Source organism: Saccharothrix sp. ALI-22-I (genome assembly GCF_001984175.1).
Lineage (GTDB): Bacteria > Actinomycetota > Actinomycetes > Mycobacteriales > Pseudonocardiaceae > Actinosynnema.
Genome location: NZ_MTQP01000066.1, coordinates 822,058 through 847,538, shown reverse-complemented (window position 1 = coordinate 847,538; position 25,481 = coordinate 822,058). Strand labels below are relative to the sequence as shown.

At 70.5% G+C, this 25,481-nt stretch carries 29 protein-coding genes; 16 read left to right on the top strand and 13 right to left on the bottom strand.

The window, feature by feature from the left end; translation table 11 throughout:
* Positions 1-14 precede the first annotated feature (14 nt).
* Positions 15-2,084, bottom strand: coding sequence for an elongation factor G-like protein EF-G2 (locus ALI22I_RS32200; protein ID WP_077009254.1), 2,070 nt, complete (start codon positions 2,082-2,084; stop codon positions 15-17).
* A 295-nt stretch (positions 2,085-2,379) separates the two neighbouring features.
* Here ALI22I_RS32200 and pdxS point away from each other — a divergent pair, with 295 nt between their 5' ends.
* Entirely contained in the window at positions 2,380-3,288 is a 909-nt protein-coding gene (gene pdxS / locus ALI22I_RS32195) for a pyridoxal 5'-phosphate synthase lyase subunit PdxS (protein WP_202971111.1), read from the top strand.
* Between the two features lie 69 nt (positions 3,289-3,357).
* On the opposite strand, the gene ALI22I_RS32190 is transcribed toward pdxS, so the two are convergent.
* The 3 genes from ALI22I_RS32190 to ALI22I_RS32180 all read right to left on the bottom strand — a co-directional run bounded on the left by ALI22I_RS32190 (position 3,358) and on the right by ALI22I_RS32180 (position 4,607).
* Positions 3,358-3,747, bottom strand: coding sequence for a type II toxin-antitoxin system VapC family toxin (locus ALI22I_RS32190; RefSeq protein WP_083752173.1), 390 nt, complete (start codon positions 3,745-3,747; stop codon positions 3,358-3,360).
* Entirely contained in the window at positions 3,747-3,962 is a 216-nt protein-coding gene (locus tag ALI22I_RS32185; RefSeq protein ID WP_077009252.1) for a hypothetical protein, read from the bottom strand. Before ALI22I_RS32185 ends, ALI22I_RS32190 begins: the two co-directional genes overlap by 1 nt.
* Before the next feature lie 87 nt (positions 3,963-4,049).
* Entirely contained in the window at positions 4,050-4,607 is a 558-nt protein-coding gene (locus tag ALI22I_RS32180) for a helix-turn-helix domain-containing protein (protein WP_077009251.1), read from the bottom strand.
* Between the two features lie 56 nt (positions 4,608-4,663).
* Here ALI22I_RS32180 and ALI22I_RS32175 point away from each other — a divergent pair, with 56 nt between their 5' ends.
* Together ALI22I_RS32175 and ALI22I_RS32170 are read left to right on the top strand one after the other, a co-directional pair.
* Entirely contained in the window at positions 4,664-5,341 is a 678-nt protein-coding gene (locus ALI22I_RS32175; RefSeq protein WP_077009250.1) for an AzlC family ABC transporter permease, read from the top strand.
* The gene (locus ALI22I_RS32170) at positions 5,338-5,646 is read left to right on the top strand and encodes an AzlD domain-containing protein (RefSeq protein WP_077009249.1); all 309 of its coding nucleotides are present in this window, start codon (positions 5,338-5,340) and stop codon (positions 5,644-5,646) included. Before ALI22I_RS32175 ends, ALI22I_RS32170 begins: the two co-directional genes overlap by 4 nt.
* On the opposite strand, the gene ALI22I_RS32165 is transcribed toward ALI22I_RS32170, so the two are convergent.
* Complete coding sequence (locus ALI22I_RS32165; protein WP_077009248.1) at positions 5,643-6,281, bottom strand: DUF6338 family protein; 639 nt, start codon at positions 6,279-6,281, stop codon at positions 5,643-5,645. The two genes, ALI22I_RS32170 and ALI22I_RS32165, sit on opposite strands and share 4 nt — an antisense overlap.
* A 74-nt stretch (positions 6,282-6,355) precedes the next feature.
* On the opposite strand from ALI22I_RS32165, the gene ALI22I_RS32160 reads away from it, so the two are divergent.
* Entirely contained in the window at positions 6,356-6,856 is a 501-nt protein-coding gene (locus ALI22I_RS32160) for a hypothetical protein (protein WP_077009247.1), read from the top strand.
* A 4-nt stretch (positions 6,857-6,860) separates the two neighbouring features.
* On the opposite strand, the gene ALI22I_RS32155 is transcribed toward ALI22I_RS32160, so the two are convergent.
* Both ALI22I_RS32155 and ALI22I_RS32150 read right to left on the bottom strand, forming a co-directional pair.
* Positions 6,861-7,238, bottom strand: coding sequence for a DUF6292 family protein (locus ALI22I_RS32155; protein ID WP_077009246.1), 378 nt, complete (start codon positions 7,236-7,238; stop codon positions 6,861-6,863).
* A gap of 5 nt (positions 7,239-7,243) precedes the next feature.
* Positions 7,244-7,438 (bottom strand): hypothetical protein, encoded by a 195-nt coding sequence (locus ALI22I_RS32150; protein WP_077009245.1) that lies wholly within the window; start codon positions 7,436-7,438, stop codon positions 7,244-7,246.
* Positions 7,439-7,687: 249 nt separating this feature from the next.
* On the opposite strand from ALI22I_RS32150, the gene ALI22I_RS32140 reads away from it, so the two are divergent.
* From ALI22I_RS32140 to ALI22I_RS32120, 6 genes are all read left to right on the top strand, one after another.
* Positions 7,688-9,280 carry a M28 family metallopeptidase gene (locus ALI22I_RS32140; protein WP_077009244.1) on the top strand — a complete coding sequence of 531 codons (1,593 nt, stop codon included), beginning with the start codon at positions 7,688-7,690 and terminating at the stop codon, positions 9,278-9,280.
* A gap of 61 nt (positions 9,281-9,341) precedes the next feature.
* A complete protein-coding gene (locus tag ALI22I_RS48040; protein WP_238598686.1) occupies positions 9,342-9,572 on the top strand; it encodes a PLP-dependent transferase in 231 nt (76 codons plus the stop codon).
* 124 nt (positions 9,573-9,696) lie between these two features.
* On the top strand, positions 9,697-9,870 hold the full coding sequence (locus ALI22I_RS51395; RefSeq protein WP_179118437.1) for a hypothetical protein: 174 nt from the start codon (positions 9,697-9,699) through the stop codon (positions 9,868-9,870).
* Between the two features lie 127 nt (positions 9,871-9,997).
* A complete protein-coding gene (gene pdxT, locus ALI22I_RS32130; RefSeq protein ID WP_077009243.1) occupies positions 9,998-10,603 on the top strand; it encodes a pyridoxal 5'-phosphate synthase glutaminase subunit PdxT in 606 nt (201 codons plus the stop codon).
* An 18-nt stretch (positions 10,604-10,621) separates the two neighbouring features.
* Positions 10,622-11,371, top strand: a complete 750-nt coding sequence (locus ALI22I_RS32125; protein WP_077009242.1) for a YebC/PmpR family DNA-binding transcriptional regulator — start codon at positions 10,622-10,624, stop codon at positions 11,369-11,371.
* 121 nt (positions 11,372-11,492) lie between these two features.
* Positions 11,493-12,008 carry a DUF4262 domain-containing protein gene (locus tag ALI22I_RS32120; RefSeq protein WP_238598685.1) on the top strand — a complete coding sequence of 172 codons (516 nt, stop codon included), beginning with the start codon at positions 11,493-11,495 and terminating at the stop codon, positions 12,006-12,008.
* A gap of 275 nt (positions 12,009-12,283) precedes the next feature.
* Here the strand turns inward: ALI22I_RS32120 and ALI22I_RS32115 are convergent, their stop codons facing one another.
* Positions 12,284-12,817 (bottom strand): TIGR03086 family metal-binding protein, encoded by a 534-nt coding sequence (locus tag ALI22I_RS32115; RefSeq protein ID WP_179118436.1) that lies wholly within the window; start codon positions 12,815-12,817, stop codon positions 12,284-12,286.
* Between the two features lie 179 nt (positions 12,818-12,996).
* Between ALI22I_RS32115 and ALI22I_RS32110 the strand changes: the two genes are divergently transcribed.
* Entirely contained in the window at positions 12,997-14,472 is a 1,476-nt protein-coding gene (locus ALI22I_RS32110) for a peptide MFS transporter (protein WP_077009239.1), read from the top strand.
* A 136-nt stretch (positions 14,473-14,608) separates the two neighbouring features.
* Here ALI22I_RS32110 and ALI22I_RS32105 read toward each other — a convergent pair whose 3' ends face one another.
* Both ALI22I_RS32105 and ALI22I_RS32100 read right to left on the bottom strand, forming a co-directional pair.
* Positions 14,609-15,907, bottom strand: coding sequence for a cytochrome P450 (locus ALI22I_RS32105; protein ID WP_077009238.1), 1,299 nt, complete (start codon positions 15,905-15,907; stop codon positions 14,609-14,611).
* Between the two features lie 104 nt (positions 15,908-16,011).
* Complete coding sequence (locus tag ALI22I_RS32100; RefSeq protein WP_077009237.1) at positions 16,012-17,196, bottom strand: cytochrome P450 family protein; 1,185 nt, start codon at positions 17,194-17,196, stop codon at positions 16,012-16,014.
* Positions 17,197-17,294: 98 nt separating this feature from the next.
* Here ALI22I_RS32100 and ALI22I_RS32095 point away from each other — a divergent pair, with 98 nt between their 5' ends.
* Positions 17,295-18,350: a TetR/AcrR family transcriptional regulator gene (locus ALI22I_RS32095; RefSeq protein ID WP_077009236.1), complete on the top strand. Its 1,056-nt coding sequence runs from the start codon at positions 17,295-17,297 to the stop codon at positions 18,348-18,350.
* On the opposite strand, the gene ALI22I_RS32090 is transcribed toward ALI22I_RS32095, so the two are convergent.
* The 3 genes from ALI22I_RS32090 to ALI22I_RS32080 are packed head-to-tail and all read right to left on the bottom strand — an operon-like array spanning position 18,322 to position 20,538.
* Positions 18,322-18,780, bottom strand: coding sequence for an acyl-CoA thioesterase (locus tag ALI22I_RS32090; protein ID WP_077009235.1), 459 nt, complete (start codon positions 18,778-18,780; stop codon positions 18,322-18,324). The genes ALI22I_RS32095 and ALI22I_RS32090 overlap by 29 nt on opposite strands.
* 10 nt (positions 18,781-18,790) lie before the next feature.
* Complete coding sequence (locus tag ALI22I_RS32085; RefSeq protein ID WP_077009234.1) at positions 18,791-19,945, bottom strand: MFS transporter; 1,155 nt, start codon at positions 19,943-19,945, stop codon at positions 18,791-18,793.
* Positions 19,945-20,538: a TetR/AcrR family transcriptional regulator gene (locus ALI22I_RS32080; RefSeq protein ID WP_077009233.1), complete on the bottom strand. Its 594-nt coding sequence runs from the start codon at positions 20,536-20,538 to the stop codon at positions 19,945-19,947. Before ALI22I_RS32080 ends, ALI22I_RS32085 begins: the two co-directional genes overlap by 1 nt.
* A 127-nt stretch (positions 20,539-20,665) precedes the next feature.
* Here ALI22I_RS32080 and ALI22I_RS32075 point away from each other — a divergent pair, with 127 nt between their 5' ends.
* The 4 genes from ALI22I_RS32075 to egtB all read left to right on the top strand — a co-directional run bounded on the left by ALI22I_RS32075 (position 20,666) and on the right by egtB (position 25,479).
* Positions 20,666-21,211 carry a Scr1 family TA system antitoxin-like transcriptional regulator gene (locus tag ALI22I_RS32075; RefSeq protein WP_077009232.1) on the top strand — a complete coding sequence of 182 codons (546 nt, stop codon included), beginning with the start codon at positions 20,666-20,668 and terminating at the stop codon, positions 21,209-21,211.
* 94 nt (positions 21,212-21,305) lie between these two features.
* A complete protein-coding gene (locus ALI22I_RS32070) occupies positions 21,306-22,709 on the top strand; it encodes a PQQ-dependent sugar dehydrogenase (RefSeq protein ID WP_238598684.1) in 1,404 nt (467 codons plus the stop codon).
* A 266-nt stretch (positions 22,710-22,975) separates the two neighbouring features.
* Positions 22,976-24,169, top strand: a complete 1,194-nt coding sequence (locus ALI22I_RS32065; RefSeq protein WP_238598683.1) for a glutamate-cysteine ligase family protein — start codon at positions 22,976-22,978, stop codon at positions 24,167-24,169.
* Positions 24,166-25,479 carry an ergothioneine biosynthesis protein EgtB gene (gene egtB / locus ALI22I_RS32060; RefSeq protein ID WP_077009229.1) on the top strand — a complete coding sequence of 438 codons (1,314 nt, stop codon included), beginning with the start codon at positions 24,166-24,168 and terminating at the stop codon, positions 25,477-25,479. Before ALI22I_RS32065 ends, egtB begins: the two co-directional genes overlap by 4 nt.
* Positions 25,480-25,481 lie beyond the last annotated feature (2 nt).

Here is a 25,481-nt window from a genome sequence, read left to right as displayed (position 1 = left end):
CGTCCCCGCGGCGACTACTTCACCTGGGCGGCCAACGCGTGGGGTAGTGGGTCGTACCTGGTGAACCGGCGCGTGTAGGTACCGGTGCCCGAGGTCAGCGAGCGGAGTTCGACCGCGTAGCGGAGCAGTTCCGTGGCGGGCACCTCGGAGCGGATCACCGTGTAGCCGGCGGTGTCCGCCTCGGTGCCGAGCACCCGGCCGCGTCGGCTGGACAGGTCGCCGAGGACGGTGCCCAGGTGCTCGTCCGGCAGCCGCACGATCACCTCGTCCACCGGTTCCAGCAACACGGTCCTGCCGTTGGCGGCGGCGTCCTTCAACGCCAGCGCACCGGCCGTCTGGAACGCCGCGTCCGACGAGTCGACCGAGTGCGCCTTGCCGTCGACGAGCGTTACCCGGATGTCCACCACGGGGTGCCCGCCGTGGAGGCCGCGTTCGAGCTGCGCCCGCACGCCCTTCTCGATGCTGGAGATGAACTGGTTGGGGATCGCGCCGCCGACGATCTTGTCCACGAACTCGAAGCCGTCCCCGCGCGGCACGGGCTCGACCACGATGTCGCACACCGCGTACTGGCCGTGCCCGCCGGACTGCTTCACGTGCCGCCCGTGGCCCTTGGCCTGACCGGCGAACGTCTCGCGCAACGCCACCCGCACCGGCTCCGTGTCGACCTCCGCGCCACCCGCGCGCAGCCGGGCCAGCACGACGTCCGCGTGCGCCTCGCCCATGCACCACAGCACCAGCTGATGGGTCTCGGCGTTGCGCTCCAGCCGCAGCGTCGGGTCGCCCGCCACCAGCTTGCCCAGGTTGCGGGCCAGGTTGTCCTCGTCGCTGCGGCTGCGCGGCACGACCGCGACCGGCAGCAGCGGTTCGGGCATCTCCCACGGCGCCATCAGCAGCGGTTTCTCCGGTGCGGACACCGTGTCGCCGGTCTCGGCGGAGCCGAGCTTGGTCAACGCGCACAGGTCGCCCGCCACGCAGTACGGCACCTCGCGCAGGTTCGCGCCCAGCGGCGAGTAGATGTGCGCCACCCGCTCGTCCACGTCGTGGTCCTCGTGACCGCGGTCGGCCATGCCGTGACCGGACACGTGCACCGGCCGTTCCGGGCGCAGCGTCCCGGAGAACACGCGCACCAGCGACACCCGGCCCACGTACGAGTCGACGGCCGTCCGCACGACCTCGGCCACCAGCGGGCCGTCCGGGTCGGCCTCGATGCGCGGGTGCGGGATGCCGTCCACGCCGGTCACGGCGGGCAGCGGGTGTTCCAGGGGAGAGGGGAACGCGCGGGCGATGCCGTCGAGCAACTCGGGCAGGCCGAGCCCGGTCATCGCGCACACCGGCATCACCGGGTGGAACGAGCCGCGCGCGACCGCGGTCTCCAGGTCCGCGATGAGCGTGGCCTGGTCGATGTCCTCGCCACCGAGGTAGCGGTCCATCAGAGTCTCGTCCTCGCTCTCCGCGATGATCCCCTCGATCAGCGCGTTGCGCTGCTCCTCGTAGCGGGGGTCGTCGGTGGTGAGCAGGTTGACCAGCTCGTCGCCGGGTCGGTCCGGAGAAGGCAGGTACAGCGGCACCACACCCGCGCCGAACGCCGCCTGGCAGGACGCGATCTCGGTGAGCACGTCGGCGCGGTGGTGGTCGGTGCGGGCGACGACGACCGCGCGCGGCATGCCGACCGTCGCGCACTCCTCCCACAGCGCGACCGTGGTGGCGTCCACCCCCTCCGCCGCGCTCACCACGAACAGCGCCGCGTCGGCCGCGCGCAGCCCGGCCCGCAACTCGCCGACGAAGTCCGCGTAACCGGGGGTGTCGATCAGGTTGATCTTGATGTCACCGTGTCGGATCGGGGCCACCGACAGGCCGACCGACCGTTGCTGGCGCACCGCGGCAGGGTCGTGGTCGCACACGGTGTTGCCTTCGGTGACCGATCCGGCTCGGGTCAGCACGCCGGTGCTGGCGAGCAGGGCCTCGGCGAGCGTCGTCTTGCCGGAGCCGGACGGGCCGACCAGCACGACGTTGCGGACCTTGGCCGGGTCGTCCACAGCGACCGCGCCTGCCGAGTGGCCGTTGTCCGAGTGTTTGCTACCCATGGGATCAACCTCCACAAGTGTTTAGTGTTCGATCTCACACCCGTGGGCCGTGCGGGACAACCCCAAGCAGGCACAACCGACCGGCAGGAGGAACCCGGACGGAGTCGTGGACGGGGCCCGCGGCACCGGGTCGGCTCGCTGGTGGCGACACGGTTGTTCCAGCGGGTGGCGTAGGCCACTACCTGCGAAGGGAGCGGAAGTGGACTGCTGAGAACGGGCGTGATTGGCATGCTTCGGCGGTCCACGTCGGACGTACCATGGTGGTGTTGGTCCACCGTTTCGAGAAAGGTTGGTCGTGACCACTTCACCCGACGCCGGCACCCAGGTCACCGGCACTTCCCGCGTCAAGCGGGGCATGGCGGAGATGCTCAAGGGCGGCGTGATCATGGACGTGGTCAACGCCGAACAGGCCAAGATCGCCGAGGACGCGGGCGCGGTGGCCGTCATGGCGCTGGAGCGGGTCCCCGCCGACATCCGCGCGCAGGGCGGCGTGTCCAGGATGAGCGACCCGGACATGATCGACGGCATCATCAACGCGGTGTCCATCCCGGTGATGGCCAAGGCTCGCATCGGCCACTTCGTCGAGGCGCAGGTGCTCCAGTCGCTCGGCGTGGACTACATCGACGAGTCCGAGGTGCTGACCCCCGCGGACTACGCCAACCACATCGACAAGTGGCAGTTCACCGTGCCGTTCGTGTGCGGCGCGACCAACCTGGGCGAGGCGCTGCGCCGACTCACCGAGGGCGCGGCGATGATCCGCTCCAAGGGTGAGGCCGGCACCGGTGACGTCTCCAACGCCACCACCCACATGCGCAAGATCCGCGCCGAGATCCTGCGGCTGCAGAACCTGCCCGCCGACGAGCTGTACGTCGCGGCGAAGGAACTCCAGGCCCCGTACGAGCTGGTCCGCGAGGTCGCGGAGGCCGGCAAGCTGCCCGTCGTGCTGTTCACCGCGGGCGGCATCGCCACCCCCGCCGACGCCGCGATGATGATGCAGCTCGGTGCGGAGGGCGTGTTCGTCGGTTCGGGCATCTTCAAGTCCGGCAACCCGGCGCAGCGCGCGGAGGCGATCGTGAAGGCGACGACCTTCTACGACGACCCCGACGTGATCGCGAAGGTGTCGCGCGGCCTCGGTGAGGCGATGGTCGGCATCAACGTGGACGAGATCCCCGAACCCCACCGCCTGGCCGAACGCGGCTGGTAAGGCTCAGACTTTCCCCGCTTTGCGACGACTGCGGCCCGCCGGACCTCCGGCGGGCCGCAGTCGTTTCGGTCAGGGGAGCGGGTAGACCTCGATGTCGACCTGGTGCCCGTTCGAGCCGGCGAGCTTCTTGTCGCAGGTGATCAACGGTACGTCGAGCCGCCCGGCGAGTGCGATGTAGAGGGCGTCGTAGGTGGTGACACTGCCGCGCAGGGCCCACGCGCGGTCGAGGTACGCCCGGTGGCCCGCCGTCACTACCGGCGCTTGGGGCAACCACCGGGCGGCGCGGTCGGCCTGCCGTTGCCCTGTGTGGCCGAGGCGCGCTCGGCGGCGGAGCACGTCGAGTACCTCGGTCAGGGCCAGCTCCGGAGCGACGAGCTCTCTGGTCATGACTTTGTGTCGCAGTTCCTGGGCCGGGTCCGCGCCGATCATGATCTCCAGCAGCGCGGACGCATCGATCACTACCGGCGCCACGGCTCGGCCGAATCTGCGTCGCGCTCGGCGCGGCTCTCGTGCAGGGCTGAGACGACGTCAGGTCCCGCCGCTTCGTTGCGGAAGTCGTCGAGGTCGGTCAGCAGGTCGGCCATCGTCGGTCCGTCGGCGAACTCGGCCCACTGGCGTTCGAACTGCGCGTGCAGGCCGAAGGGGTCGTCGCCGCAGGTTGGTCCGTAGTTCACGTCGCCCAGGCTAATGGGGTGGTCGTGTGTGACATGCGTGATCCATCGGCGGTGGTGCGCATCGACTGGATCGCTCGAACGTGTGTTCTAGACGTGCTCTGAGACCAGCAGGGCGGTCGTGCCGGGCTCCAGTGCTTGGGCGGTGTGCGGGATGTCGCCGGGGTACAGCAGGTAGTCGCCTGGTCCCAGTTCGATCTCTTCGTGCTGCGGACCGGCGAGCATGCGGCCGGTGCTGACGATCAGGTGTTCCACGGTCCCGGCCATGTGCGGTTCGGACTCGCGGGGTGTGCCCGGTTCCAGGTGGAGTTGGTAGATGTCGCGTCGGGCGCCCGGGGGGCAGGATGCCAGCAGTGTCGCGGTGTAGTTGGCGCGTTCCGAGTAGATCGCCGGGCCCTCGCCCGCGCGGATCAGTCGGACCCGTGGGGTCGGCGGATCGACCAAGTGCGAGAACGGCACGCCCAACGCCACGCCGAGTGCCCACAGGGTCTCCACGCTGGGGTTTCCGCTCGCGGACTCCAGCTGGGACAGCGTGGACTTCGCGATCCCCGCGCGCTTGGCCAACTCGCTCAACGACAGCCCCACGCGTTCACGCTCTCGGCGCAATGACGCGGCGATGACCTGGAGCGGCGCGCCTGTGTTCGACATAGCGGTCCTATCGTTCGGGTTGACGAACGCCTATCCACTGTTCATTCTAGAAGGCGATGCGTTCGATATGGCGAACCTGGGACCCTGAGCTGCTGCGTGACGTCTCCGCGGTGGCCGCCGGCGCTGCGGTCAGCGGTGCCTCGTTCGGGGCGATCTCCACCGGCGCGGGTCTGGCGTGGTGGTTGCCCGTGGTGATGTCGTTGCTGGTCTTCGCGGGTGGCTCGCAGTTCATGGCGGTCGGCGTGATCACCGCCGGGGGCAGCCCGGCCGCGGCGGTGTTGGCCGGACTCCTGCTCAACGTCCGCCACCTGCCGTTCGGCCTCGCGGTCGGCGACGTGCTGGGCAAGGGCCTGCTCCAACGGCTCGTCGGCAGCCACCTGCTGATCGACGAGTCCACCGCGTTCGCGCTGGCCCAGAGCGACCCGCGCAAGGCCAAGGCGGCCTACTGGTCGTGCGGCATCGTGGTGTTCATCTCCTGGAACGTCGCGGTCGTCGCCGGCGCGCTGATCGGCCAGAACATCGGCGACCCGAACGCCTTCGGCCTGGACGCGGCGTTCCCCGCCGCGCTCCTCGCCCTCCTGCTGCCCGTCCTCAAGGACAAGACCACCCGGCACGCCGCCCTGCTCGGCGCGGCCATCGCGCTGGCCGCCACGCCGTTCCTGCCCGCGGGCGTCCCGGTGCTGTTCGCGCTGGGCGGCCTGCTGATCACCGCACGACAGAAGGTGCAGGCGTGACGCTGACCGCCGTCCTGGTCCTGGCCGCCGGCACCTACGCGTTCCGCCTGGCCGGACCGCTGCTGCGCGACCGGTTGGAGCTGTCCGACCGGATCAAGCTGCTGATGTCGACGTCGGCGACGGTCCTGCTGTTCGCCCTGGTCGCGACGGCCACGCTCACCAAGGGCCAGGGGTTCGCGGGCCTGGCTCTGCCGATCGGTGTGCTGGTCGGCGGGGTGGCGGCGTGGCGGAAGGCGCCGTTCGTGGTGGTGGTCGTGCTGGCCGCCGTGACGACCGCCGCCCTGCGGTTCGTCGGCCTGTCTTAGGCCGGTGCGTCTTCCGGCACGTACGACACGTTCAGCAGCACGATCCGCCGGGCGCTGATCGCGGTCGCGCCGACGTCGGGCAGCAGCGACGTCTCCGTCTTCTCCGGGGCCCGGTAGGTGATCGGGCCGGTCAACGTGAGCTCGCGATCGGCCACGTCCTCGGCGGCCCGGCTGAACGACAGCAGCCGACCGGCCACGTACGACCCGTCGTCCAGCAGGCAGCCGACGAAGACCGCCGCGTCCGGGTGCGCGGTGAACAGCAGCGTCCACGCCGAGACACCCGACTCGTGCTCCTTCCCCCGCCGGCCACCGGCCGCGAACGCCACCAGCGTGGCCACCGCCAACAGCCCGATGCCCCAGCTCAGCAGCTGCGCGTAGTGCTCGACGGCGTACCGCTGGGGTGCCCGCACGAGCGCGCCGACGTCCGGCGTCCACGACGGGAACACGATGCGCAGCACCGCGAACAACCCGAGCACGGCACCGTCGGCCGCCACGCTCACCAGCGCGACGGTGGTGGTCTCCCGGAACGCCGACAGCGTCCGACCCGACCGCACCCGCTCCCGACGCGCTGTGAACGCGAAGCCCGGCGCGAGCAGGACCAGGAACAGCACCAGCCCCAACAAACTGGTCGGCACTGTTCTCCTCCCACGGGCGCTACAGGTTCGCGTAGCGTAACCGTGACGGCACACTCGTATGGGAGGTACGTGCGGTGTCCACGTACGACGACGATCCTGACCGCACTCCACCGCAGGGCATTCCGGTAGGCGGTCAGGTCTCCGGGGCCGGTTGGCGCCCGACCGAACCGCAGCCGGGATATGACCAGGGGGACGGCCGGCTGGGGGGCCAGTTCGTCCACCCGCAAGCCGTGCCTCCGCCGCCCGCCCAGGCCTACGGCGAGCCGGACCCGTCCGAGGTGTCACTAGGGAGTTCCTACCGGCAACCCGGCGGTCAGTTCCTGCACTCGCGCGCCGTCGAACCGGGACTGGCCAGGAAGATGGATCTCGAAGGCGCCGGCGGGGGCAGTCGGTACCTGCTCGACGCCGACGAGGACGCGGGTCTGTGGAGTGCAGCGCCCCCGGTGATCGGCGCGACCGAGTCGCTGCCGTCGCCGATCCCACAACCCCCGAGGCCGAAGCCGCAGCCCGAACCCGAGCCCGAGCCCGAGCCGCGGAAGCGTTCGCTCTGGGGGAAGATCACCGGCCGCGGGTGACGGCCTACAGGTAGTCGCTCAGCCGGGTCGCCAGCCGATTGCGGTCGTGCGTCACACCGAACTCCGGCTCCGGGCTGCCCGGCTTGCCCGCCAACACGTCGTCCACGAACCGCGCCACCGCGTCCGGCGGCGGCACCAGTGGCATGCCCAGGTGCGCGATGACGAGCGGCGCCTCCGTCGGGTCGGTCTCCACCGCGATCGACCAGCCGCGCTTCTCGTTCCACAACAGCATCAGGTCGGGGCCAGGCCCCTCCAGGCCCAGGTAGGCGGTGGCGGTGTCGCTGACCTCGAACTCGGTGCCCTCGGGCGGCACACCGATCTCCTCGGCCACCGCCTTCACATACCGGGCCAGGCCGATGCTGATCAGCGCGCTGTTGTCCATGCGTCCTATTCTGGACCTTTCAGGCAACGATCGGTGCGGTGAGCCACGTCTCCGGGATGCCGAACGCGTCCACTAGGGTCCACGTGCGCCCGCGCGGCGTGCAGCACGTGGTCCTGCGCGGCGTTGAACACGTCGAACGCCACCACCGAGCCGCCGACGTCGTCCCGGCCGCCGTACTCGGCGATTGTCGGCTCCGCCAACGGTGATCCCCATGCCCGAGCGACCCGACGTTCGTCGGCTACCTGGAGTGGGGCACCCGGATGGCGGTCATCTTCTCCAGCCCCGGCGCCCGGCCGAACCCCGCCGAACCCATGCCGACCTGGGACTGGGGCAACGTGCGTCCCTGGCAGGGGTAACGCCACGCGTGGCGTGCTGGGCCGATCGGTGTAACGGTAGGGCGGCGTTCGGGCGACCACATGAGTGGCATCTGTCACACATGGAGGCAAGTCATGTCCGCACGTCCCCGTCGCAGGCGGCTCGCCGTCGCCGCGCTCGTCCTGACCGCACCACTGCTCGTGGTCGGCCCGGCCGCCGCCGATCCCAACAACAACACACCGGCCAAGCTCACCAAAGCCGTCACGCTCCACGGGGTGCTGCGGCACATGGCCGCGTTCCAGGCCTTCGCCGACATCCACGGCGACCGCGCCGCGGGCAGGCCCGGCTACCGGGCGTCGGTGGACTACGTCGTCCGCACCCTGACCGCCGCCGGGTACGCGCCCTCGGTGCAGGAGTTCGAGTTCCCGTACGTCGAGGACAGGTCCGAGCTGCGGCAGATCTCGCCCACGCCGACGACCTACGCCCGGGACCGCGACTTCACCCGCAACGGCTTCACCCCGACCGCTCTCGGCGACGTCACCGCCCCGCTCTACCCGGTGGACGTCGTCCTCCCGCCCGGACCCGAGCCGAACTCCAACACCAGCGGCTGCGAGGCCGCCGACTTCGCCGGCTTCCCGGCGGGGCAGATCGCGTTGATCCAACGCGGTACGTGCGGGTTCACCCAGAAGGTGCTCAACGCCCAGGCGGCGAGCGCGTCCGGCGTGATCCTGTTCAACGAGGGCCAGCCGGGTCGCACCGGTCTGTCCAGGCCGGTCGGCGACACGCCCGGCCTGACCATCCCGGTCGTCTTCGCCACCTTCCAGGTGGGCGCGGAACTGGCACCCGTCGACCCTCAGCGCGTGGTCCGGGTGAAGGTCGACTTCACATCGGAGACCCGCACCTCGTGGAACGTGTTCGCGGAGTCGCGTGACGGTCTGGCCGACAACACCGTGATGGCCGGCGCGCACCTGGACGGCGTGCAGGATGGCGCCGGGATCAACGACAACGGCACCGGCTCCGCCGCGCTGCTGGAGATCGCGGTCCGGATGGCCAAGGTCAAGACGAACAACCTGGTCCGGTTCGCGTGGTGGGGCGCCGAGGAGGAGGGGCTGCTCGGCTCGGAGCACTACATCGCCACCCTGCCGCAGGCCGAGCGCGACCGGATCGCGCTGTACCTGAACTTCGACATGGTCGGCTCGCCGAACTACCTCTACGGCATCTACGACGGTGACAACTCCAGCGGCACCGCCCCGCCCGACTTCATCCCTCCCGGCTCGGCGCAGATCGAGGACGTGTTCGAGAAGTTCTACGCCGACCGCGGCCTGCCCTCGGAGGACACGGAGTTCTCCGGCCGGTCCGACTACGGCCCGTTCATCGCCGTGGGCATCCCGGCCGGTGGCCTGTTCACCGGGGCGGAGGGCGTGAAGACCGCGGCACAGCAGGCCCTGTACGGCGGCGTCGCGGGCGCGGCGTACGACCCGTGCTACCACCAGCCGTGCGACAGCTTCACGCCCGTCGCCGACGGTGCCGACGCCGCGCTGTACGCGCAGTTGGACGCGGCGTACGACCTGCGCGGCAACGTCAACGCGGAGGCACTGGACGTCAACGCCGACGCCGTCGCCACGGCGGTGATCACGTTCGCCTTCGACACCTCGACCGTGAACGACGTCCGCTCGCCGGGCAGGTCACACGGCGCGGGAACGTCGTCGGTCCGGATCACCGTCTGACCGGACGCGGGTCGGGGCCGCGCGCGATGACCCGACCCGCCCGATCCGGCTCACGACCGCGGTGCTCGCGTTCACCACCCGCGAGCACCCGGCCGCGTCGACTCACCGACTGGTGCCCGCCGCCGACCGCGAGGCCTCCGGTGTGCCCGTGAACCTGCTGCGCCTCAGTGTTGGCCTGGAGGACGTCGAAGACATTTGGGTCGATCTCGACCAGGCCCTTTCCGGGCATTGTGAACAGCATTACATCAAGTCTTCCTCAAGCGATTTCCGTGAGCCCGCCGTCAGCCACTAATGTTTGGTCTCGATGAATGAGCAGGGGGTGCGGAACCGGATGCCGGCGGCTACACCAAAGCCCGGTACGGCTCCCGGACCTGCCACAACGGGGTGCCGCGCGCACCACGCCCGGATTCCCGGCCGTGGTTGACCTGCTCTCGGTGAAGCTCTTCGGCGAACCGAAGTCCGTTGCCGGTCCGGTCGCCTTCCGCTCCATTCCCGTGCTCGCCCCGGCGCTGTCCATCGGCCGGCGAGCGGGCCTTGTCCGTCGTTCGACGGCCCACCAGGCCGCCGAACGGGTCGCGGTGCGCGACTAGCGCGCCGGGGAAGACCGACCGGGTCGGACGGGTGCCACGAGCACCCGTCCGACCCGGTCACCTAGGCTGGTGGGAGTTCAACGAGACCGTCGGCGGAGCCGACAACCAGACAGAGGAACCCACAGCCGTGTCCGTCGTCGGAGTCCTCGCCTTGCAAGGCGATGTCCGTGAGCACCTGGTCGCGTTGGCCGAAGCCGACGTGCTGGCCCGTCCGATCCGCCGGCCCGAGGAGTTGGCCGAGGTCGACGGTGTGGTGCTGCCCGGCGGCGAATCGACGACCATCAGCAGGCTGCTCGCCACGTTCGAGATGCTGGAGCCGCTGCGCGCGCGCATCAAGGAAGGCATGCCCACCTACGGTTCGTGCGCGGGGATGATCCTGCTCGCCGACCGCGTTCTCGACGGGCGGCCCGACCAGCACCAACTCGGCGGGCTCGACATCGTGGTGCGGCGCAACGCCTTCGGCAGGCAGGTGGATTCCTTCGAAGCCGACCTCGACTTCACCGACGTGGGCGAAGTGCACGCGGTGTTCATCCGCGCCCCGTGGGTCGAATCGGCGGGTTCCGAAGTGGAAGTACTCGCCCGGGTGCCCGAATCCGAGGACTCGGGAGAGGCCGCCGGTAGGATCGTCGCGGTTCGGCAGGGGCACGTGCTCGCCACCTCGTTCCACCCGGAACTGACCGGCGACGGGCGAGTGCACCGCCTTTTCGTGGACATGGTCCGTGCCGCGGGCTGAGTATTTGACGGAGGACAAATGAGCGGCCACTCAAAGTGGGCGACCACCAAGCACAAGAAGGCCGCAATCGATGCCAAACGCGGCAAGCTCTTCGCGCGCCTGATCAAGAACATCGAGGTGGCGGCTCGCACCGGCGGTAGCGACCCGGACGGCAACCCGACGCTGTACGACGCCATCCAGAAGGCGCGGAAGAACTCCGTGCCGCTGGACAACATCGAGCGCGCCCGCAAGCGCGGCGGTGGCGAGGAGGCGGGCGGCGCGGACTGGCAGACCATCATGTACGAGGGCTACGGCCCCAACGGCGTGGCGGTGCTGGTCGAGTGCCTGACCGACAACCGCAACCGGGCCGCGTCCGAGGTCCGCACCGCGATGAGCCGCAACGGCGGCTCGATGGCCGACCCGGGTTCGGTGGCCTACATGTTCACCCGCAAGGGCGTGGTGATCGTGCCGAAGGGCGACCTGGCCGAGGACGACGTGCTGATGGCGGTGCTCGACGCCGGCGCCGAGGAGGTCAACGACCTGGGCGAGAGCTACGAGGTCGTGTCCGAGGCCGGCGACCTGGTCGCGGTCCGCAAGGCGCTGCAGGACGCCGGGTACGACTACGAGTCGGCGGAGGCGAACTTCCTGCCGTCGGTGTCGGTGCAGCTGGAGGCCGAGGGCGCGCGGAAGATCTTCAAGCTGATCGACGCGCTCGAAGACTGCGACGACGTGCAGAACGTCTACGCCAACTTCGACGTAACCGACGAGGTGATGGCGGAGGTCGACTGACCTCTCCTGTGGTTCCGCAGCCCCGCGTCGGTCGTGCCGGCGCGGGGCTGTCGTCTGTCCGGAGCACCCTCTGCGGCCGTGCGCGTCCGGGGACGCCAGGAGGAACGGGCACAATGGCGTGGTGTCGAATCCCGCTGCACCCACTCCCCAGGACCTGAACCTGCGCAACTGGCTGCTGTCGCAGGCCGAGCAGCACGGCCATGCAGTGGTCACCGTGCCCGAGGACGAGGAAGGCGCCGGATACGCGTTCTCCGTGGGTGCCTGGCGCCGGTTCGGCGTGGCCGAAGCGGTGGTGCTCGGGCTGCCGCCCGAGCACGCCCAGGTGCTCATCCGCGCCTACGTCGACCGGGCCCGGAAGGGCGAGCGGTTCGTGCCGGGCAGGCTCTACTACGACTTCTTCGAGGGCTTGCCGGTCACGTTCGAACGCGTCTTCAAGGGCTTCTACCCGGAGTTCTTCGGCAGCGCGTTCCTGCTCTACGGCAAGGGCGACTTCGCCGCCGTCCAGATCATCCTGCCCACCGCGGAGGGCCGCTTCCCGTGGCACCACGACGCGCCGATGGGCTTCGGCGACTGGCAGCTGCTGCTGACCGAGACCGGTCGGCCGGAGAGCTGGGAGCCGGGCGTCAACGGTCCCTGACCGGTCCGTGCGTCGTTGTCCGGAAAACGTTGTCAGCTGTCCGGTGACCGACCGCTGACAACGCCCGCCGGGATATCACTGTCCTGTGCGTCGAGACGTCGGGGACTCCGCACGGTGTGAGGGGGAGGTGCGTCCTGTCCCGCGTAGTCGGGAGCTGCGCGGGACGGGACGCACGAGACTTGGTCACCGGGGCCCCGCCCGGGCCGAGGAATGGCCCGTGGGGGGAGCCTCGGATGGGCTCTCCCCACGGTGAACACCCGGCGGGCGTACGGTGGTTACGGGGTTCGACCGAGCAGGGCGATCAGCCTGGTCTGGGTGTCCACGTCGTCGGGCACCGGCACCGGCGGGTCGAACAGTCCGCTCGCTGCCCACGCCTCGGCGTTCGGCGCGATGTAGTCGAGCACCGCCTCGGCCAGGTCCGGATCGATCCGCTCGTCCGCACCGATGGCGCGGGCCAGGTCCCAGGCGTGCACGGCCAGGTCCGTCGTCATCTGCCAGCCGTACTCGGCCGCCGCCGCCTTGCCGTAGCTCAGGTGCACCGTTTTCTGGAGGGCCTTTGGTGCGATCCACGCCTCGCGCGCCGCGGCCGCCGCCAGCACCCACGAGTGCAGCGGGTCGTCGCCGAGCTGGTCGCCGTCGAACCGGTCGCCGACCTGCTCGATCGTGCAGCCGGCCAGCAGTTCCGGCGCCCACAGCTGCTCTCTGACCAGGTGGTTGACCAGGTCGTGGACCGACCACTCCTTGCAGGGTGTGTCCCAGTCCCACTGCTCGGGGCGCACTTGGCGCACCCGCGAGTCGAACTCCGTCATCGCGCGTCCGTGAGCCTCGATCAGATCCACCACACGAGTGCACCAAACGTTGAAGCGAAGCGCACCCCGAGGCTGTGCGCTGGGCCACTCGGACGCTCGTTGATTTTTTCCGGTACACCCGTACGGCGTAACGTGATCCGGCGTCGAGGGTGACAACGTTGACATAGAGGAGGACGTCAGTGAGCGCCACGAGCGCCGTCTCCGCCCCGCAGCAGGGCTTCTTCGGTCAACCCCGAGGACTGTCCACGCTGTTCTTCACCGAATTGTGGGAACGCTTCTCGTATTACGGGATGAAGGCGATCCTCGCCTACTACCTGTACCGCTCCACCGCCGAAGGTGCGCTCGGGCTCGACAAGAGCTTCGCGTTGTCGTTGGTCGCCATCTACGGTGCGTCGGTCTACATGTCCGGCGTGGCGGGCGGCTGGTTGGCCGATCGGGTGCTCGGCGGGCAGCGGGCCGTGTTCTACGGCGGTGTGCTGATCATGTTCGGGCACATCGCGCTGGCGTTGCCGATCGACGTGGCGGGCGTCTACTCCGGCCTGATCCTGATCGTGCTGGGCACCGGCCTGTTGAAGCCGAACATCTCCACCGTCGTCGGCGGCCTGTACGACCGGCAGGACCCGCGGCGCGACTCGGGCTTCACGATCTTCTACATGGGGATCAACCTCGGCGGTTTCCTCGCGCCGCTGGTGTGCGGGTTCCTCGGCGAGACCTACGACTGGCACCTGGGCTTCGGCGCGGCGGCGGTCGGCATGGCGTTGGGCCTGGTCGTCTACCGGCTCGGTCGGCGTGGCCTCGGCGACTCGGCCGCCGTGCCGCCGTACCCGCTGCCCGCCGAGGAACGCGGTCGGGTGCTGGGGCGGATCGTGGGCGTCACGGTGGGTGCGGTGGCCGTGGTGGCGTTGCTGGTCGGGCTCGGGGTGCTGGGGGCGGAGGGCGTGATCAACCTGATCAGCCTGCTGTCGGTGCTGCTGCCGGTCGGCTACTTCGCGGTGATGATCCGCAGCCCGCGCACCACGCCGGTGGAGCGGTCGCGGGTGATCGCCTACATCCCGCTGTTCATCGCGGCGGCGATGTTCTGGCTGCTGTTCGAGCAGAGCGCCACGGTGATCGCGGCGTTCGCGGACACCCGGGTCGACAACACGTTGCTGGGCCTGGAGTTCCCGCCGTCGTTCATCCAGTCGATCAACCCGGTGATGATCATCGCGGTGGCGCCGCTGTTCGCCCTGCTCTGGGTGAAGCTGGCCCAGCGCCAGCCCGCGACGCCGCGCAAGTTCGGCTACGCGCTGCTGCTGGTCGGGTTGTCGTTCCTGCTGATGATGGTCGCCAGTCAGGGTGACCCGTCGGTGCGGGTCAGCTTCCTGTGGCTGGTCGTGATGTACCTGGTCATGACGTGCGGCGAACTGCTCCTGTCACCCGTGGGCCTGTCCGTGACGACCAAGCTCGCACCGCGCGCGTTCGCCTCGCAGACCATGGGCCTGTGGTTCCTGGCCACGGCGGCCGGTTCCGGTGTCGGCGCGATCGTGGTCCGGTTCTACAGCGACGAGAACGCGGTGGCGTACTTCGGCGTGCTGGGCGCCGTGGCGATCGGCCTGGGTGTCGCCCTGGTCGCGGCCACGAAGACCATCCACCGGTTGATGCAGGGCGTGGACTGACGTTCCGCCGCGGCGCGCGAATGTGCGGGGATTCCCGGACGTGGTTTCCGCATTGGTGCGGATAAACGCAACGACCCGCCGCGGCGGCGGTGCGGCGGGTCGCGCGCGGTACAAGCATGCACCACATTGCTGACGCTTAGCTGATGGTTTCCACGATCGGGTGTGTTTTTGTCACGCCCGTGGTGACGGGAAGCCGGGCCGCGCCCCGGATCACGCGGGACGGTCGGCGACGGACCCGGCCCGCCGCCTTCAGATCGGGGAAGCGGCGGAACAGGCCGCGCAGGGCCGCCGCACCCTCCATCCGGGCCAGACCCGCGCCCAGGCAGTAGTGGATGCCCGACGAGAACGCCAAGTGCTCGCGGACGTCCGCGCGGCCCGGGTCGAACCGGTGGGGATCGGCGAACACCGCCGGATCGCGGTTGGCGCCGGCCAGCATCAGCATGATCGGCGTGCCTTTGGGAACCCACGTGCCCGCGACCCTGGTCGACTCGAACGGTACCCGCACCGTGTACTGCACCGGAGGGTCGTGGCGCAGGGTTTCCTCCACGACGGCCTCGGCGTGACCGGGGTCGGCCAGCAGCCGTGCGCGGATGTCGGGATCGCCCAGCACGGCCAGCACGGAGTTGCCGATCAGGTTGACCGTGGTCTCGAACCCGGCCACCAGCAACAGTTCCGTGGTGGCGATCAGGTCTTCCCGGCTGAGGTCCTCGTGCGCCACCAACGCGGACACGATGTCGTCACCGCCCGGGTGCCGCCGCCGGTGCGCGATCAGGTCGTCCAGGAAGTCCTCGAACTCCCGCAACCCCGCCTGCAACGCCCGCAGTTCGCCCATGTCCCGCACGCCGTCGAGCGCGTTGACCAACGCGCTGCCCCACCGGGCGAACGACTTGGGGTCCGCGCCTGGCACACCGAGCAGGTCCGCGATCACCTGGATCGGCACCCGTGCCGCGAAATCGCCGACCAGGTCGAACGTCCGCCGCTGCGCCACCTCGTCCAGGTACTCCTCGACCACCCGCTCCACCGTCGCCGCCCGCGCCCGCAGCCCGCGCGGCGTGAACCACGGCGCGACCAGCCGCCGCAGCCGGGTGTGGTCGGGCGGGTTGCGCACCAGGAACGACTCCTCGACCGGGTTCACCAGCCGCCGCCCGTCGATCCGGACGGAGGAGTCCACCGGGGACAGCGCGCCCGGCGGCAGCGTGCCGAAACCGGGGTCGCGCAGCAGCGATGAGCACAGTTCGTGCGACGCGGTGAGGTACAGCCCCATCTTGCTCTTCACCAACACGCCCTGCCGCCGCAACAACTCGTACACCGGGTACGGGTCGCGGGCCGGGCTCATCCCGAACAACCGGGCGGCGGGATCACCGAGGAGCGCGTGCGCCCGGACGACGGTGCGTCCCACGAACAGCAGCGTCGCGTTCTTGACCGTGGACGGCATATCACCACGGTGACGTGAACGCGAGAAAGGTTCAAGACCGGAAACCCGATCGCCGCACCGGAACATGCCGCACCACCCCCTGGGCCTTCAGCACCTTTTCGGCACTAACCTTTTTGGGGCTTGACCACCAGCGACGCCAACCGCCACGTGCCGCCGTCCGGCGTCCGCTGCGGGGTTTCCGCCGGCGCGAGGTCCGGGAACCGTTGCAGCACGGCCGAAAGCGCCACCTCGGTCTGCGCCCGGGCGAACGCCGCGCCGAGGCAGAAGTGCGCGCCGTGCGAGTAACCGAGGTGCCCGACTGAGGGCGTGCGCGTGACGTCGAGTTCGTCCGGCGAGGTGAACTTGCGCGGGTCGCGGTTGGCCGACACGATCGCCGCCATCACCGCCTCGCCCTTGCCGATCACGAAGTCGCCGAAGGAGACCTCCTCCCGCGCGTACCGGGGCACGGTGAGCAACTGCGGGCCCACCCACCGGGTCAACTCCTCCACCGCACGCGGCATCAGGCCGGGGTCCGCGCGCAGCGCCGCGAGCTGGTCGGGGTGGGTGAGCAACGTTTCCAGGCCGTTGACGATGAGGTTGGTCGGCGTCTGCCCGGCCGTCACCAGCTGCCAGACCAGCGTGACCAGTTCGATGTCACTGAGCCGGTCGCCGTCCTCGTCCTGCGCGCTCAGGAGATGGGAGATCAGGTCGTCCGCCGGTGACGTCCGACGCAGCTCCACGGTCGCCTTCGCGTCCGCGATGATCTCCGGGATCGCCGCGACGAACGCCGGGCCGTAGCCGGCCGCCACCGCCACGCCGTACTCACGCCAGCGCGGTCGGTTCTCGTCGGGGATGCCGACCAGTTCGCAGATCACGTCCATCGGCAGCGGGCGGGCGAAGTGCGCCAGCAGGTCCACCGTCTCGCCGTCCGGCAGGGCGTCGAGCAGCCGGGCCACGATCACCTCGATGCGCGACCGGAACTCCGCCGCCCGGCGCGCGGTGAACGCCGGCGCGACCAGCTTGCGCAGCCGGGCGTGCTCGGCGCCGTTCATCTCGGACATCGTGCTGCGCAGGTAAGGCAGGCAGTCGTCGGGGAAGCCGGGCATGGTCATGAAGCTGTTCGCGTTCAGCTCGAAGCGCGGGTCGGCGAGCATCGCCTTGGCGTCGTCGTACCGGGTCAGGATCCACAGGTCCCCCATGCCCGGCAGGGACATCCGCGCGACCGGTGACTTCTCGCGGGCCTCGCCGTAGGCGGTGAACGGGTCGAGCAGCACTTCGGGGTTGGCGGGGTCGATCCGGGTGACGCTCAACGCGTGTCTCCAAGCTTTAGATGTTCAGATCAGATGTTCTCGTCATCTGAATGGTCACGGTATCTTGACCGCGCGACACCTGGCAAACGGGGAGTGTGATGGTGCGGCTGAGCAGGGCGGAGACGCAGGAGCGCAACCGGGCGCGGGTGCTGGACGCCGCCCGCGCGGAGTTCGCCGAGCGCGGCTTCCGGGACGCCAAGATCGACACGATCGCCCAGCGCGCCGAGCTCACCCGGGGCGCGGTGTACTCGAACTTCCCCGGCAAACGCGCCCTCTACTTCGCGGTGCTGGCCGACCTGGCGGAGCGCACGGCCACACCGGCGAACCCGCAACGCGGTCCCGATCTCCGGACCGCCCTCGGCGCGCTGGCCCGCGCGTGGGTCACCTCGCTCGGCCACGACCCGTTGGCCCGCGACCTCATGCCCGAGGTGGTCGCCGAGGAGGTGACGCGGCGACCGTTCACGCAGTTGCTGAAGCTGGACGCGTTGCTGCTCAGCCTCGCGATGGAAGCCCTCGACCCGGTCGTGCCGCCGCCCGGAGCACCGCCGATGCGGATGGTGCGGAAGGCCGAGATCGTGCTGACCACCCTGCACGGCGCGAGCCAACTGGCCACCGCCGCGCCCGGTTTCCTGGAGCCGTTCGACGTGGTCAGCGCGTGCGAACAGCTCGCCGGTCTGGAGCTGGGCGACTGGTGGCCGCCGCCGCGCGGGGCCGCGGTGCAGCAGGACGACAGCCCGTGGACGCCGCCGACCGTGGTCGACCTCGTGCGCGGTGAGCCGATCACGCCGGACGGGGACGGCGTGATCGTCGTGCTGGGGCTCAACCGCCTGGCCGCGGTGGAGGAGGCGGTGCGGACCGGCGCGCGGGTCACCCTCGCGATGGTCACCGGCACGCCCCAGGAGCTGGCACCGTTGGCACGGCTGGTGTTGGCGCAGTTGTGCATGAGCCTGCGGCAGGCGTTCCCGACCGAGGCGTGGCCACGAGTTCGGGTGGTGTGCGACGAGACGGGCGCGCTGGCGGGCGCGGCGGGCGTGCCGGCCGTGAGCGACGAGACCGAGACCGCGATCCGCGTCGAACGCGGCCGGATCGTGGCGCGCGCCGAGGGCTCAGGCGCGGGTCACGCGGTCAGCTCCGGGGCGAGGGTGCGGACCTAGGCGCGGACCTGGTGGTGACCGGACGGCGTTCGAAGACCTTGCGGAAGTCGGCCGGGATGGGGGTGCTGCGCAGCTCCGGCGTGCCGAACGAGGTGTAGCGGTTCCAGCCGGTGGCGACCGGCGTGCCGTCCACATCGGCGTCGAAACCCATGGTCAACGTCGTGGTGCCGAGCGTCCGCACCCGCACCGAGATCCGCACCAGGTCGTCGAACCGGGCCGGGTTCAGGTACCGGATGGACGTCTCGGCCATCACGAAGTCGATGCCGTGCTTCTCCAGCTCCTTGTAGGAGCCCAGCAGCGACCGCAACGTCTCCACCATCGCGGCCTCGAAGAAGACCGGGTAGCGCGAGGCGTGCACGATTCCCTGTTGGTCGCAGTCGACCGGGCGCACCCGCACCCGGTGTACGTGGGCAGGTCGCGGGTCAGCCATGTCGGCGATCCTATGGGGTCACCCGGACGGTGCGCTTCGGCCTAGCGGTGACTGCTCCGAGTGACGCCGCCACCAGTTGGCCGCCCGCGACCAGCAAGATCACCGACGACGGCGGCCACGCGGTGAGCAACGCACCGCCGGCCGCCGCGCCCACCGCGAACGTGGCGAGCTTCAGGCTCGCCCCGGTGGTCGACACCTGCCCCAGCAGGCCTTCGGGCGTGTACCGCTGCCGGGCGGTGATCGTGGCGGTCAGCGTCGGCCCCAGCGCCACGCCGCTGACGAGCGCCAAGCCCAGCAGCACCGGGAAGTGCGCGGTCACCGGCCACAGCGCGAGCGTCACCCCGTACAGCGCGACCGTCGTGAACACCACCCGCTCGGGACGCCACCGGGGCAGCCACCGGCGGACCGTCAGGATGCTCGCCACGCAGCCCACTTCGACGGCCGCCCACACGATCCCGGCCTGGTTCTCGTCCACGCCGAGCGTGCCGAGGTGCAGCGGCAGCGCCGTGGCGAGCATGCCGACCGACCCGTACCCGACCGTGGATGCGACGGTCGCGCCGCGCAACGGGGGAGTGGTGATCAGGTGTCGCACACCCCGCCTCATCGCAGCGCGCAACGACGAGTGCTCGGCGGGCGGGTGCGCCGGCACGCGCAACGTGGTCGTGCACAGCCCGCCCGCCAGCGACAGCGCGGCGACCACGGCCACCGCGACGGTCGGTGACGCGACCGTGCTCAGCACCCCCGCCAGCGCCGGACCGCCGATCGCGGCCACGTTGAACAGCAACGCGTCCTGCGACGTGGCCCGGGGCAGGTCGGTGGCCAGCCGCGGAACCAGGCTGGTGAACCCGCCGCTGGTCATCGGCAGCGTGATGCCCGCGACGAACGCCGCAACCACCAGCCACGGCCCCGTCGCGAACACCATGGCCAACGCCATCGCGGACAGCGTGAACTGGTTGGCGGCCAACGCGTACACCGGCCGCCGGGTGCGGTCGAGCCACGCGCCGAGCAGCGGCCCGGACAGGATCGACGGCACGGTGTACGCGGCGATCACCGCGCCGGACAGCAGGGCCGAGTCGGTGCGCGACAGCGTCAACAGCACCACGGCCACGACGATCATCTCGTCCGCGAGACGGGCGAGGCCGGCGGACCAGAGGTACCGCCCCATCACCCCGTGCGGCGGTGTCGGCGCACGCTCTCCTCGACCAGGTCGAGCACGGGTTCGAGGTCGTCCGCGGGCAGGCCCATGGCCAGGTGCGACACCAGGCCCTCCAGCACCAGCTCCAGGAACGACGTCAGCACGGTCACGTCCACGTCGTCGCGCAGGTTCCCGGCTTCGCGCTGGCGCTCCAACCGCTGCCGGGTCGCGTCGGTGAGCTGCCGCGACCGCTCCGCCCACCGCGCCCGGAACTCCGGGTCGGTGCGCAGCCTGCGCGACACCTCCAGCCGGGTGCCGAGCCAGTCCGCGGGGTGCTCGACGTCGTTGTCGGTGGGCGCGGACAGCAGGTCACGCATGACCTGGACCAGACCCTGCTCGGCGACGACCTCCGCCATCCGCAGCGCGTCGTCCTCGGCGAGGGCCAGGAACAGCGACTCCTTGTCCCGGAAGTGGTGGAAGATCGCGCCCCTGGACAGGCCGGTAGCCTCTTCCAGGCGACGCACGGTCGCGCCTTCGTAGCCGAAACGCGCGAAACACGCACGCGCACCGTCAAGGATCTGGCGGCGGCGGGCATCGAGGTGGTCCTGGCTCACCCTGGGCACCTGTCGATGTTGCCAGGGCCGCCTGGGGAAATCCAATCAGTACGTACGGCTTGGTCACGTCCCCGTTGGGGTGATCTTGCCGGTCTCGGCTCGAAACCCCAGGTCGCCATCACTACGGTGGCGCACCGTGACCGCAGGTGAGGACATCCGGCCGCCGTTGAGGCTGGTGCCGGAATTGGGCTGGTCGAGTGGACCGTCCACCGTGGACCGCGATCGGCGCGGACCGGACTTGATCGATCTGATCAGGCTCGTCGGTCGCCGACCCGGCGATGGCGCGGACAGCCCGACCGGGTGCGAGATGGTGATCTTCGAGACGTTGTGCGTCCCGGAGCCGTTGCGCACGCCCGCGTACGCCTTGGCGCTCGGTGACGAGGCGGGCGACGGTTCGGCGGTGGTTCCGGACGCCGCGCGGTTCTTCGTGCACGAGGCCGCGTTGCACGCGCGCGTCGGCGACGGAGCGGTCATGGCCGACCAGCTGGACGTCCTCGCGGCCGGGGGTGACGCGCCGGTCCGGCTCGTGCCGTTCTCGGCGGGCCACGTCGGCGTGCTGCGGTCGTCGTTCGCCCTGCCCGCGGGGCGGCGCCAGTCCGAGGTGCTGGACCGGATCGCGCTCGACGTGCCGTCCTCGCGGGCCGAGTTCCGCCGTTGGGCCGGGCGCTACCGGGACCGCTAGGCGAGCCTTGACAGCCGCGCGGGATACCCGAGAAAGTATGGAAACTTTCCTTTTTAATACCGCCGCCTTCTTACCCCTGCGCAGGAGGCACCCGATGAGATCAAGCGGACTGGCACCAGGCATCCCACGACGGCGGCTCGCGGTCGGCGCGGTGACCGTCGCGACGGCTCTTTCCCTGCTCGCCGCCCCCGGCACCGCGCACGCTCTCGCGGACGTCCAGTCCGAGGCCGCGACGATCTCGCGCGGCGTGGTCGAGTCCAACCACGCCGGGTTCACCGGCTCCGGATTCGTCAACTACGACAACGTCACCGGCGGCTACATCGAGTACGCCGTCAGCGCGGCCCAGGCGGGCCCGCACACGCTGGTCTTCCGCTACGCCAACGGAACCACGATCGACCGCCCGCTCTCCGTGACGGTCGACGGCGCCACGGCGGGCAACCTCTCGCCGGTCAGCAACGAGATCACTGCCACCCCCGGCGGCACGGGACCGGTGGGCGTGCCGAACCCCGGTGCGGTGACGACGTTGCAGACCGGCACGGACGTGCCGTGGGGCGTGGCGTTCCTGCCCGACGGCTCGGCGCTGGTGTCCGAACGGGAGAAGTTCACCCTCTACCGGCTCTCCCCGGACGGGAAGCGGACCAACGTCGGCAAGGTGCCGGGCGCGCAGGGCACCAACGGCGAGGGTGGTGTGCTGGGAGTCGAGGTGTCGCCCACGTTCGCCACCGACGGGTACGTGTTCATCTACCACACAGCTTCCGGTGGCAACCAGCTCGTGCGGGCCAAGCTGTCCGGTAACGCCCTGTCCGGTTGGACCACGCTGCTCGGCGGCGTCCCCAAGAACCGGTACCACAACGGCGGCCGGCTGCGGTTCAGCCCGGACGGCAAGCACCTGTTCATCTCCACCGGTGACGCGCAGAACGGCAACAACGCGCAGAACATGAACAACAACGCGGGCAAGATCCTGCGCATCAACCCCGACGGGTCCATCCCGTCGGACAACCCGTTCCCGGGCAAGGCGATCTGGAGCTACGGGCACCGCAACGTGCAGGGCCTGGACTTCGACTCGAAGGGCAGGCTGTGGGCGTCGGAGTTCGGCAACAGCTCGCAAGACGAGGTCAACCTGATCCAGCGCGGCGGCAACTTCGGCTGGCCCGCGTGCGAGGGGACGTCGGGGTCGTGCGGCGGCACCGTGGCCCCGAAGAAGACGTGGTCGACGTCGTCCGCGTCACCCAGCGGGTTGACCGTCATCAACGACCACGTGTTCGTGGCGACCACGGCCGGGCAGCGGATCTACCGGCTGCGCATCGACGGCAACTCCAACCTGGTCGAGCAGCAGATCTACTTCCAGGGCTCGTACGGGCGGCTGCGCACGGTCGAGGTGGACCACGACGGTGACATCTGGCTGACGACCTCGACGGACAAGGACGGCACGGCCGGCAACGACCGCCTCCTGCACGTCGACATCGTGTACCCGGCAGGCCGTCAGTTGTTCACCTAGAGATTCCAAGTCACCCACCCAGGCAAGCTGAAGCGTCCACTCGGAGCAACGGGGTGGCGGCCGGACGCCGGGCAGCCGGCGTCCGGCACCGTCCGTTCGGCCGTCACCGCTGGTGCCGATCGGCGCCATGTCGTTGATCCGCAAGGGTTTCGCACGGCTGCGAGTGTCGGTACCCCCGTGTAGCGTCGAACCGACCAGAATGATCACGGGGAGTGCGCCAAGTGACTGCTGTCCGTAATGCCCCGGCTCCGGGGCCAACCCCGGCGGTGTTCCGGGATCGAGCGGAGGCCGAGGCCTACGTGGCCTCGGTCTGCTTCAAGCACGGGCCTCCGAGGCTGCTCGGAGTCGAACTCGAATGGACCGTCCACCACGTCGAAGATCCCACCCGACCGCTCGACGCGAAGACCCTCGCGTCCGCGCTCGGCAAGCACGCCCCACCGACCCTCGTCCCCGACAGCCCTCAGCGGCCACTGCCCTCCGGCACCCCGCTGACCGTGGAACCGGGTGGCCAGGTCGAGATCTCCACTCCGCCGCGCGAATCGTTGACCGATCTGCTCAAGACCGTCGCGGCGGACATCGACCACTTGCGCAACCTGCTCGAACCGGCCGGTCTCCGGCTCGGTCAGCACGGCGCGGACCCGTTCCGCCCGCCGCTCCGGATGCTCCGGGTTCCCCGTTACGCGGCCATGGAACACGCTTTCGCCCCGTTAGGGCCCGAAGGCATCACGATGATGTGCAGCACCGCCGGCCTCCAGGTCTGCCTCGATTCCGGGCTGGCCGGTGACCTGCCGAAGCGGTGGGCCGCGGTGCACGCCCTCGGCCCGGTGCTCAACGCCCTGTTCGCCAACTCGCCCGGCGTCAACGGCCGCCGAACCGACTGGGCCAGCGCCCGGATGCGTGCCCTCTACGGCACCGATCCGGTGCGCACCCGGCCGGCGGCGGTGTGCGCCGATCCGGCCGCCGCCTGGGCCAAGCGCGTGCTCGACTCTCCGGTCATCGCGGTGCGCAGACCGGGACCGAACTGGCTGCCGCCGCGCCCGCTGACGTTCGCCGACTGGATCGCGGGCGCCCTGGACCAGCCGGCCACCGCGGACGACCTCGACTACCACCTCACCCTCCAGTTCCCGCCGGTCCGCCCGCGCGGGTACCTGGAGGTCCGCTACCTCGACACGCCGCCGGACGGCCGGTGGCTGCCGCCGGTCGTGCTGATGGCCGCGTTGTTCAGCACCCCGGAAACGGTGGACGGCGTGCTCGCGGCCACCGAGACCGCCGCGAACCGCTGGTTGGCCGCCGCGCGTTACGGCCTGCACGACCCGGTGCTCGCCCGTGCGGCGCGCGACGTGGTCGAGGTGGGCTGTGCCGCGCTGTCCGGCACCGACCTGTCGATCGGCCAGACCGACGCGATCGCCGAAGAACTGCACCGCACGCTCGCTGAGAAGACCGGAGGGGGCCGTTCATGACCAGCACCGAGAACCTTCGAGACAAGGTCGCCGCCCAGCTCACCAGGGCCCGCGACCGCAGCAGGCTGCTCACCGACGCGGTGGACGACCACGACCTCGTCCGCCAGCACTCCAAGCTGATGTCACCGCTGGTGTGGGACCTCGCGCACATCGGCAACCAGGAAGAGCTGTGGCTGGTGCGCGACGTGGGCGGCCGTGAGCCGGTCCGGTCGGACATCGACGAGCTGTACGACGCGTTCAAGCACGCCCGGTCGGTCCGGCCGGAACTGCCGCTGCTCGGCCCCGCCGAGGCCCGCCGGTACGTCGGCGAGGTCCGCGACAAGGTGTTCGACGTGCTGGAGCGCACCCCGCTGGAAGGTCACCGGCTGATCGACGGCGGGTTCGCGTTCGGCATGATCGTGCAGCACGAGCAGCAGCACGACGAGACCATGCTGGCCACCCACCAGCTGCGCGTCGGCGAGCCGGTGCTGGACGCGCCACCGCCGCCGCGCGGTGGCCCGGTGGGTCCGGCCGAGGTGCTGGTCCCCGGCGGGCCGTTCACCATGGGCACCTCCACCGAGGCGTGGGCGCTGGACAACGAACGGCCCGCGCACCAGGTGCTCACCGACCCGTTCTTCATCGACACCACCCCGGTGACCAACGGCGCGTACGCGGCGTTCATCGCCGACGGCGGCTACACCGACCCGCGCTGGTGGAGCGAGGCCGGGTGGGCGCACGTGCGGAAGGCTTCGCTGGTCGCGCCGCGGTTCTGGGAGCGCGTCGGAGACCAGTGGCACCGCACCGCGTTCGGTCGCACCGCGCCGCTCGACCCGGACCAGCCGGTGGTGCACGTCTGCTACTACGAGGCCGAGGCGTACGCGAAGTGGGCGGGCAAGCGGCTGCCCACCGAGGTGGAGTGGGAGAAGGCGGCCCGGTTCGACCCGGCGACCGGCCGTTCGCGCCGCTACCCGTGGGGCGACGAGGAGCCGACCGAGCGGCACGCGAACCTCGACCAGCGGCACCTGGCGCCCGCGCCGGTCGGCGCGTACCCGGCGGGCGCGTCGCCGCTGGGCGTGCACCAGCTGATCGGTGACGTGTGGGAGTGGACCAGTTCCGACTTCCACGGCTACACCGGGTTCGAGGTGTTCCCGTACGCGGAGTACTCGCAGGTGTTCTTCGGTCCGGACTACAAGGTGCTGCGCGGCGGGTCGTTCGGCAGCGACCAGTCGGCGGTGCGCTCGACGTTCCGGAACTGGGACTACCCGATCCGGCGGCAGATCTTCGCCGGCTTCCGCTGCGCGCGGGACGCCTCGCGGGACGAATCGGCCTGACG

Bases quoted from the DNA above. Each gene is read 5' to 3' on its own strand.
- ALI22I_RS32070 (WP_238598684.1), top strand. From the start codon at position 21,306: ATGAGATCAAGCGGACTGGCACCAGGCATCCCACGACGGCGGCTCGCG.
- ALI22I_RS32095 (WP_077009236.1), top strand. From the start codon at position 17,295: ATGGTGCGGCTGAGCAGGGCGGAGACGCAGGAGCGCAACCGGGCGCGG.
- ALI22I_RS32115 (WP_179118436.1), bottom strand. From the start codon at position 12,817: ATGACGGAGTTCGACTCGCGGGTGCGCCAAGTGCGCCCCGAGCAGTGG.
- ALI22I_RS32090 (WP_077009235.1), bottom strand. From the start codon at position 18,780: ATGGCTGACCCGCGACCTGCCCACGTACACCGGGTGCGGGTGCGCCCG.
- ALI22I_RS32125 (WP_077009242.1), top strand. From the start codon at position 10,622: ATGAGCGGCCACTCAAAGTGGGCGACCACCAAGCACAAGAAGGCCGCA.
- ALI22I_RS32085 (WP_077009234.1), bottom strand. From the start codon at position 19,945: ATGGGGCGGTACCTCTGGTCCGCCGGCCTCGCCCGTCTCGCGGACGAG.
- egtB (WP_077009229.1), top strand. From the start codon at position 24,166: ATGACCAGCACCGAGAACCTTCGAGACAAGGTCGCCGCCCAGCTCACC.
- ALI22I_RS32180 (WP_077009251.1), bottom strand. From the start codon at position 4,607: ATGTCGAACACAGGCGCGCCGCTCCAGGTCATCGCCGCGTCATTGCGC.
- ALI22I_RS32155 (WP_077009246.1), bottom strand. From the start codon at position 7,238: ATGGACAACAGCGCGCTGATCAGCATCGGCCTGGCCCGGTATGTGAAG.
- ALI22I_RS32175 (WP_077009250.1), top strand. From the start codon at position 4,664: ATGCGTTCGATATGGCGAACCTGGGACCCTGAGCTGCTGCGTGACGTC.
- ALI22I_RS32105 (WP_077009238.1), bottom strand. From the start codon at position 15,907: ATGCCGTCCACGGTCAAGAACGCGACGCTGCTGTTCGTGGGACGCACC.
- ALI22I_RS32200 (WP_077009254.1), bottom strand. From the start codon at position 2,084: ATGGGTAGCAAACACTCGGACAACGGCCACTCGGCAGGCGCGGTCGCT.
- ALI22I_RS32140 (WP_077009244.1), top strand. From the start codon at position 7,688: ATGTCCGCACGTCCCCGTCGCAGGCGGCTCGCCGTCGCCGCGCTCGTC.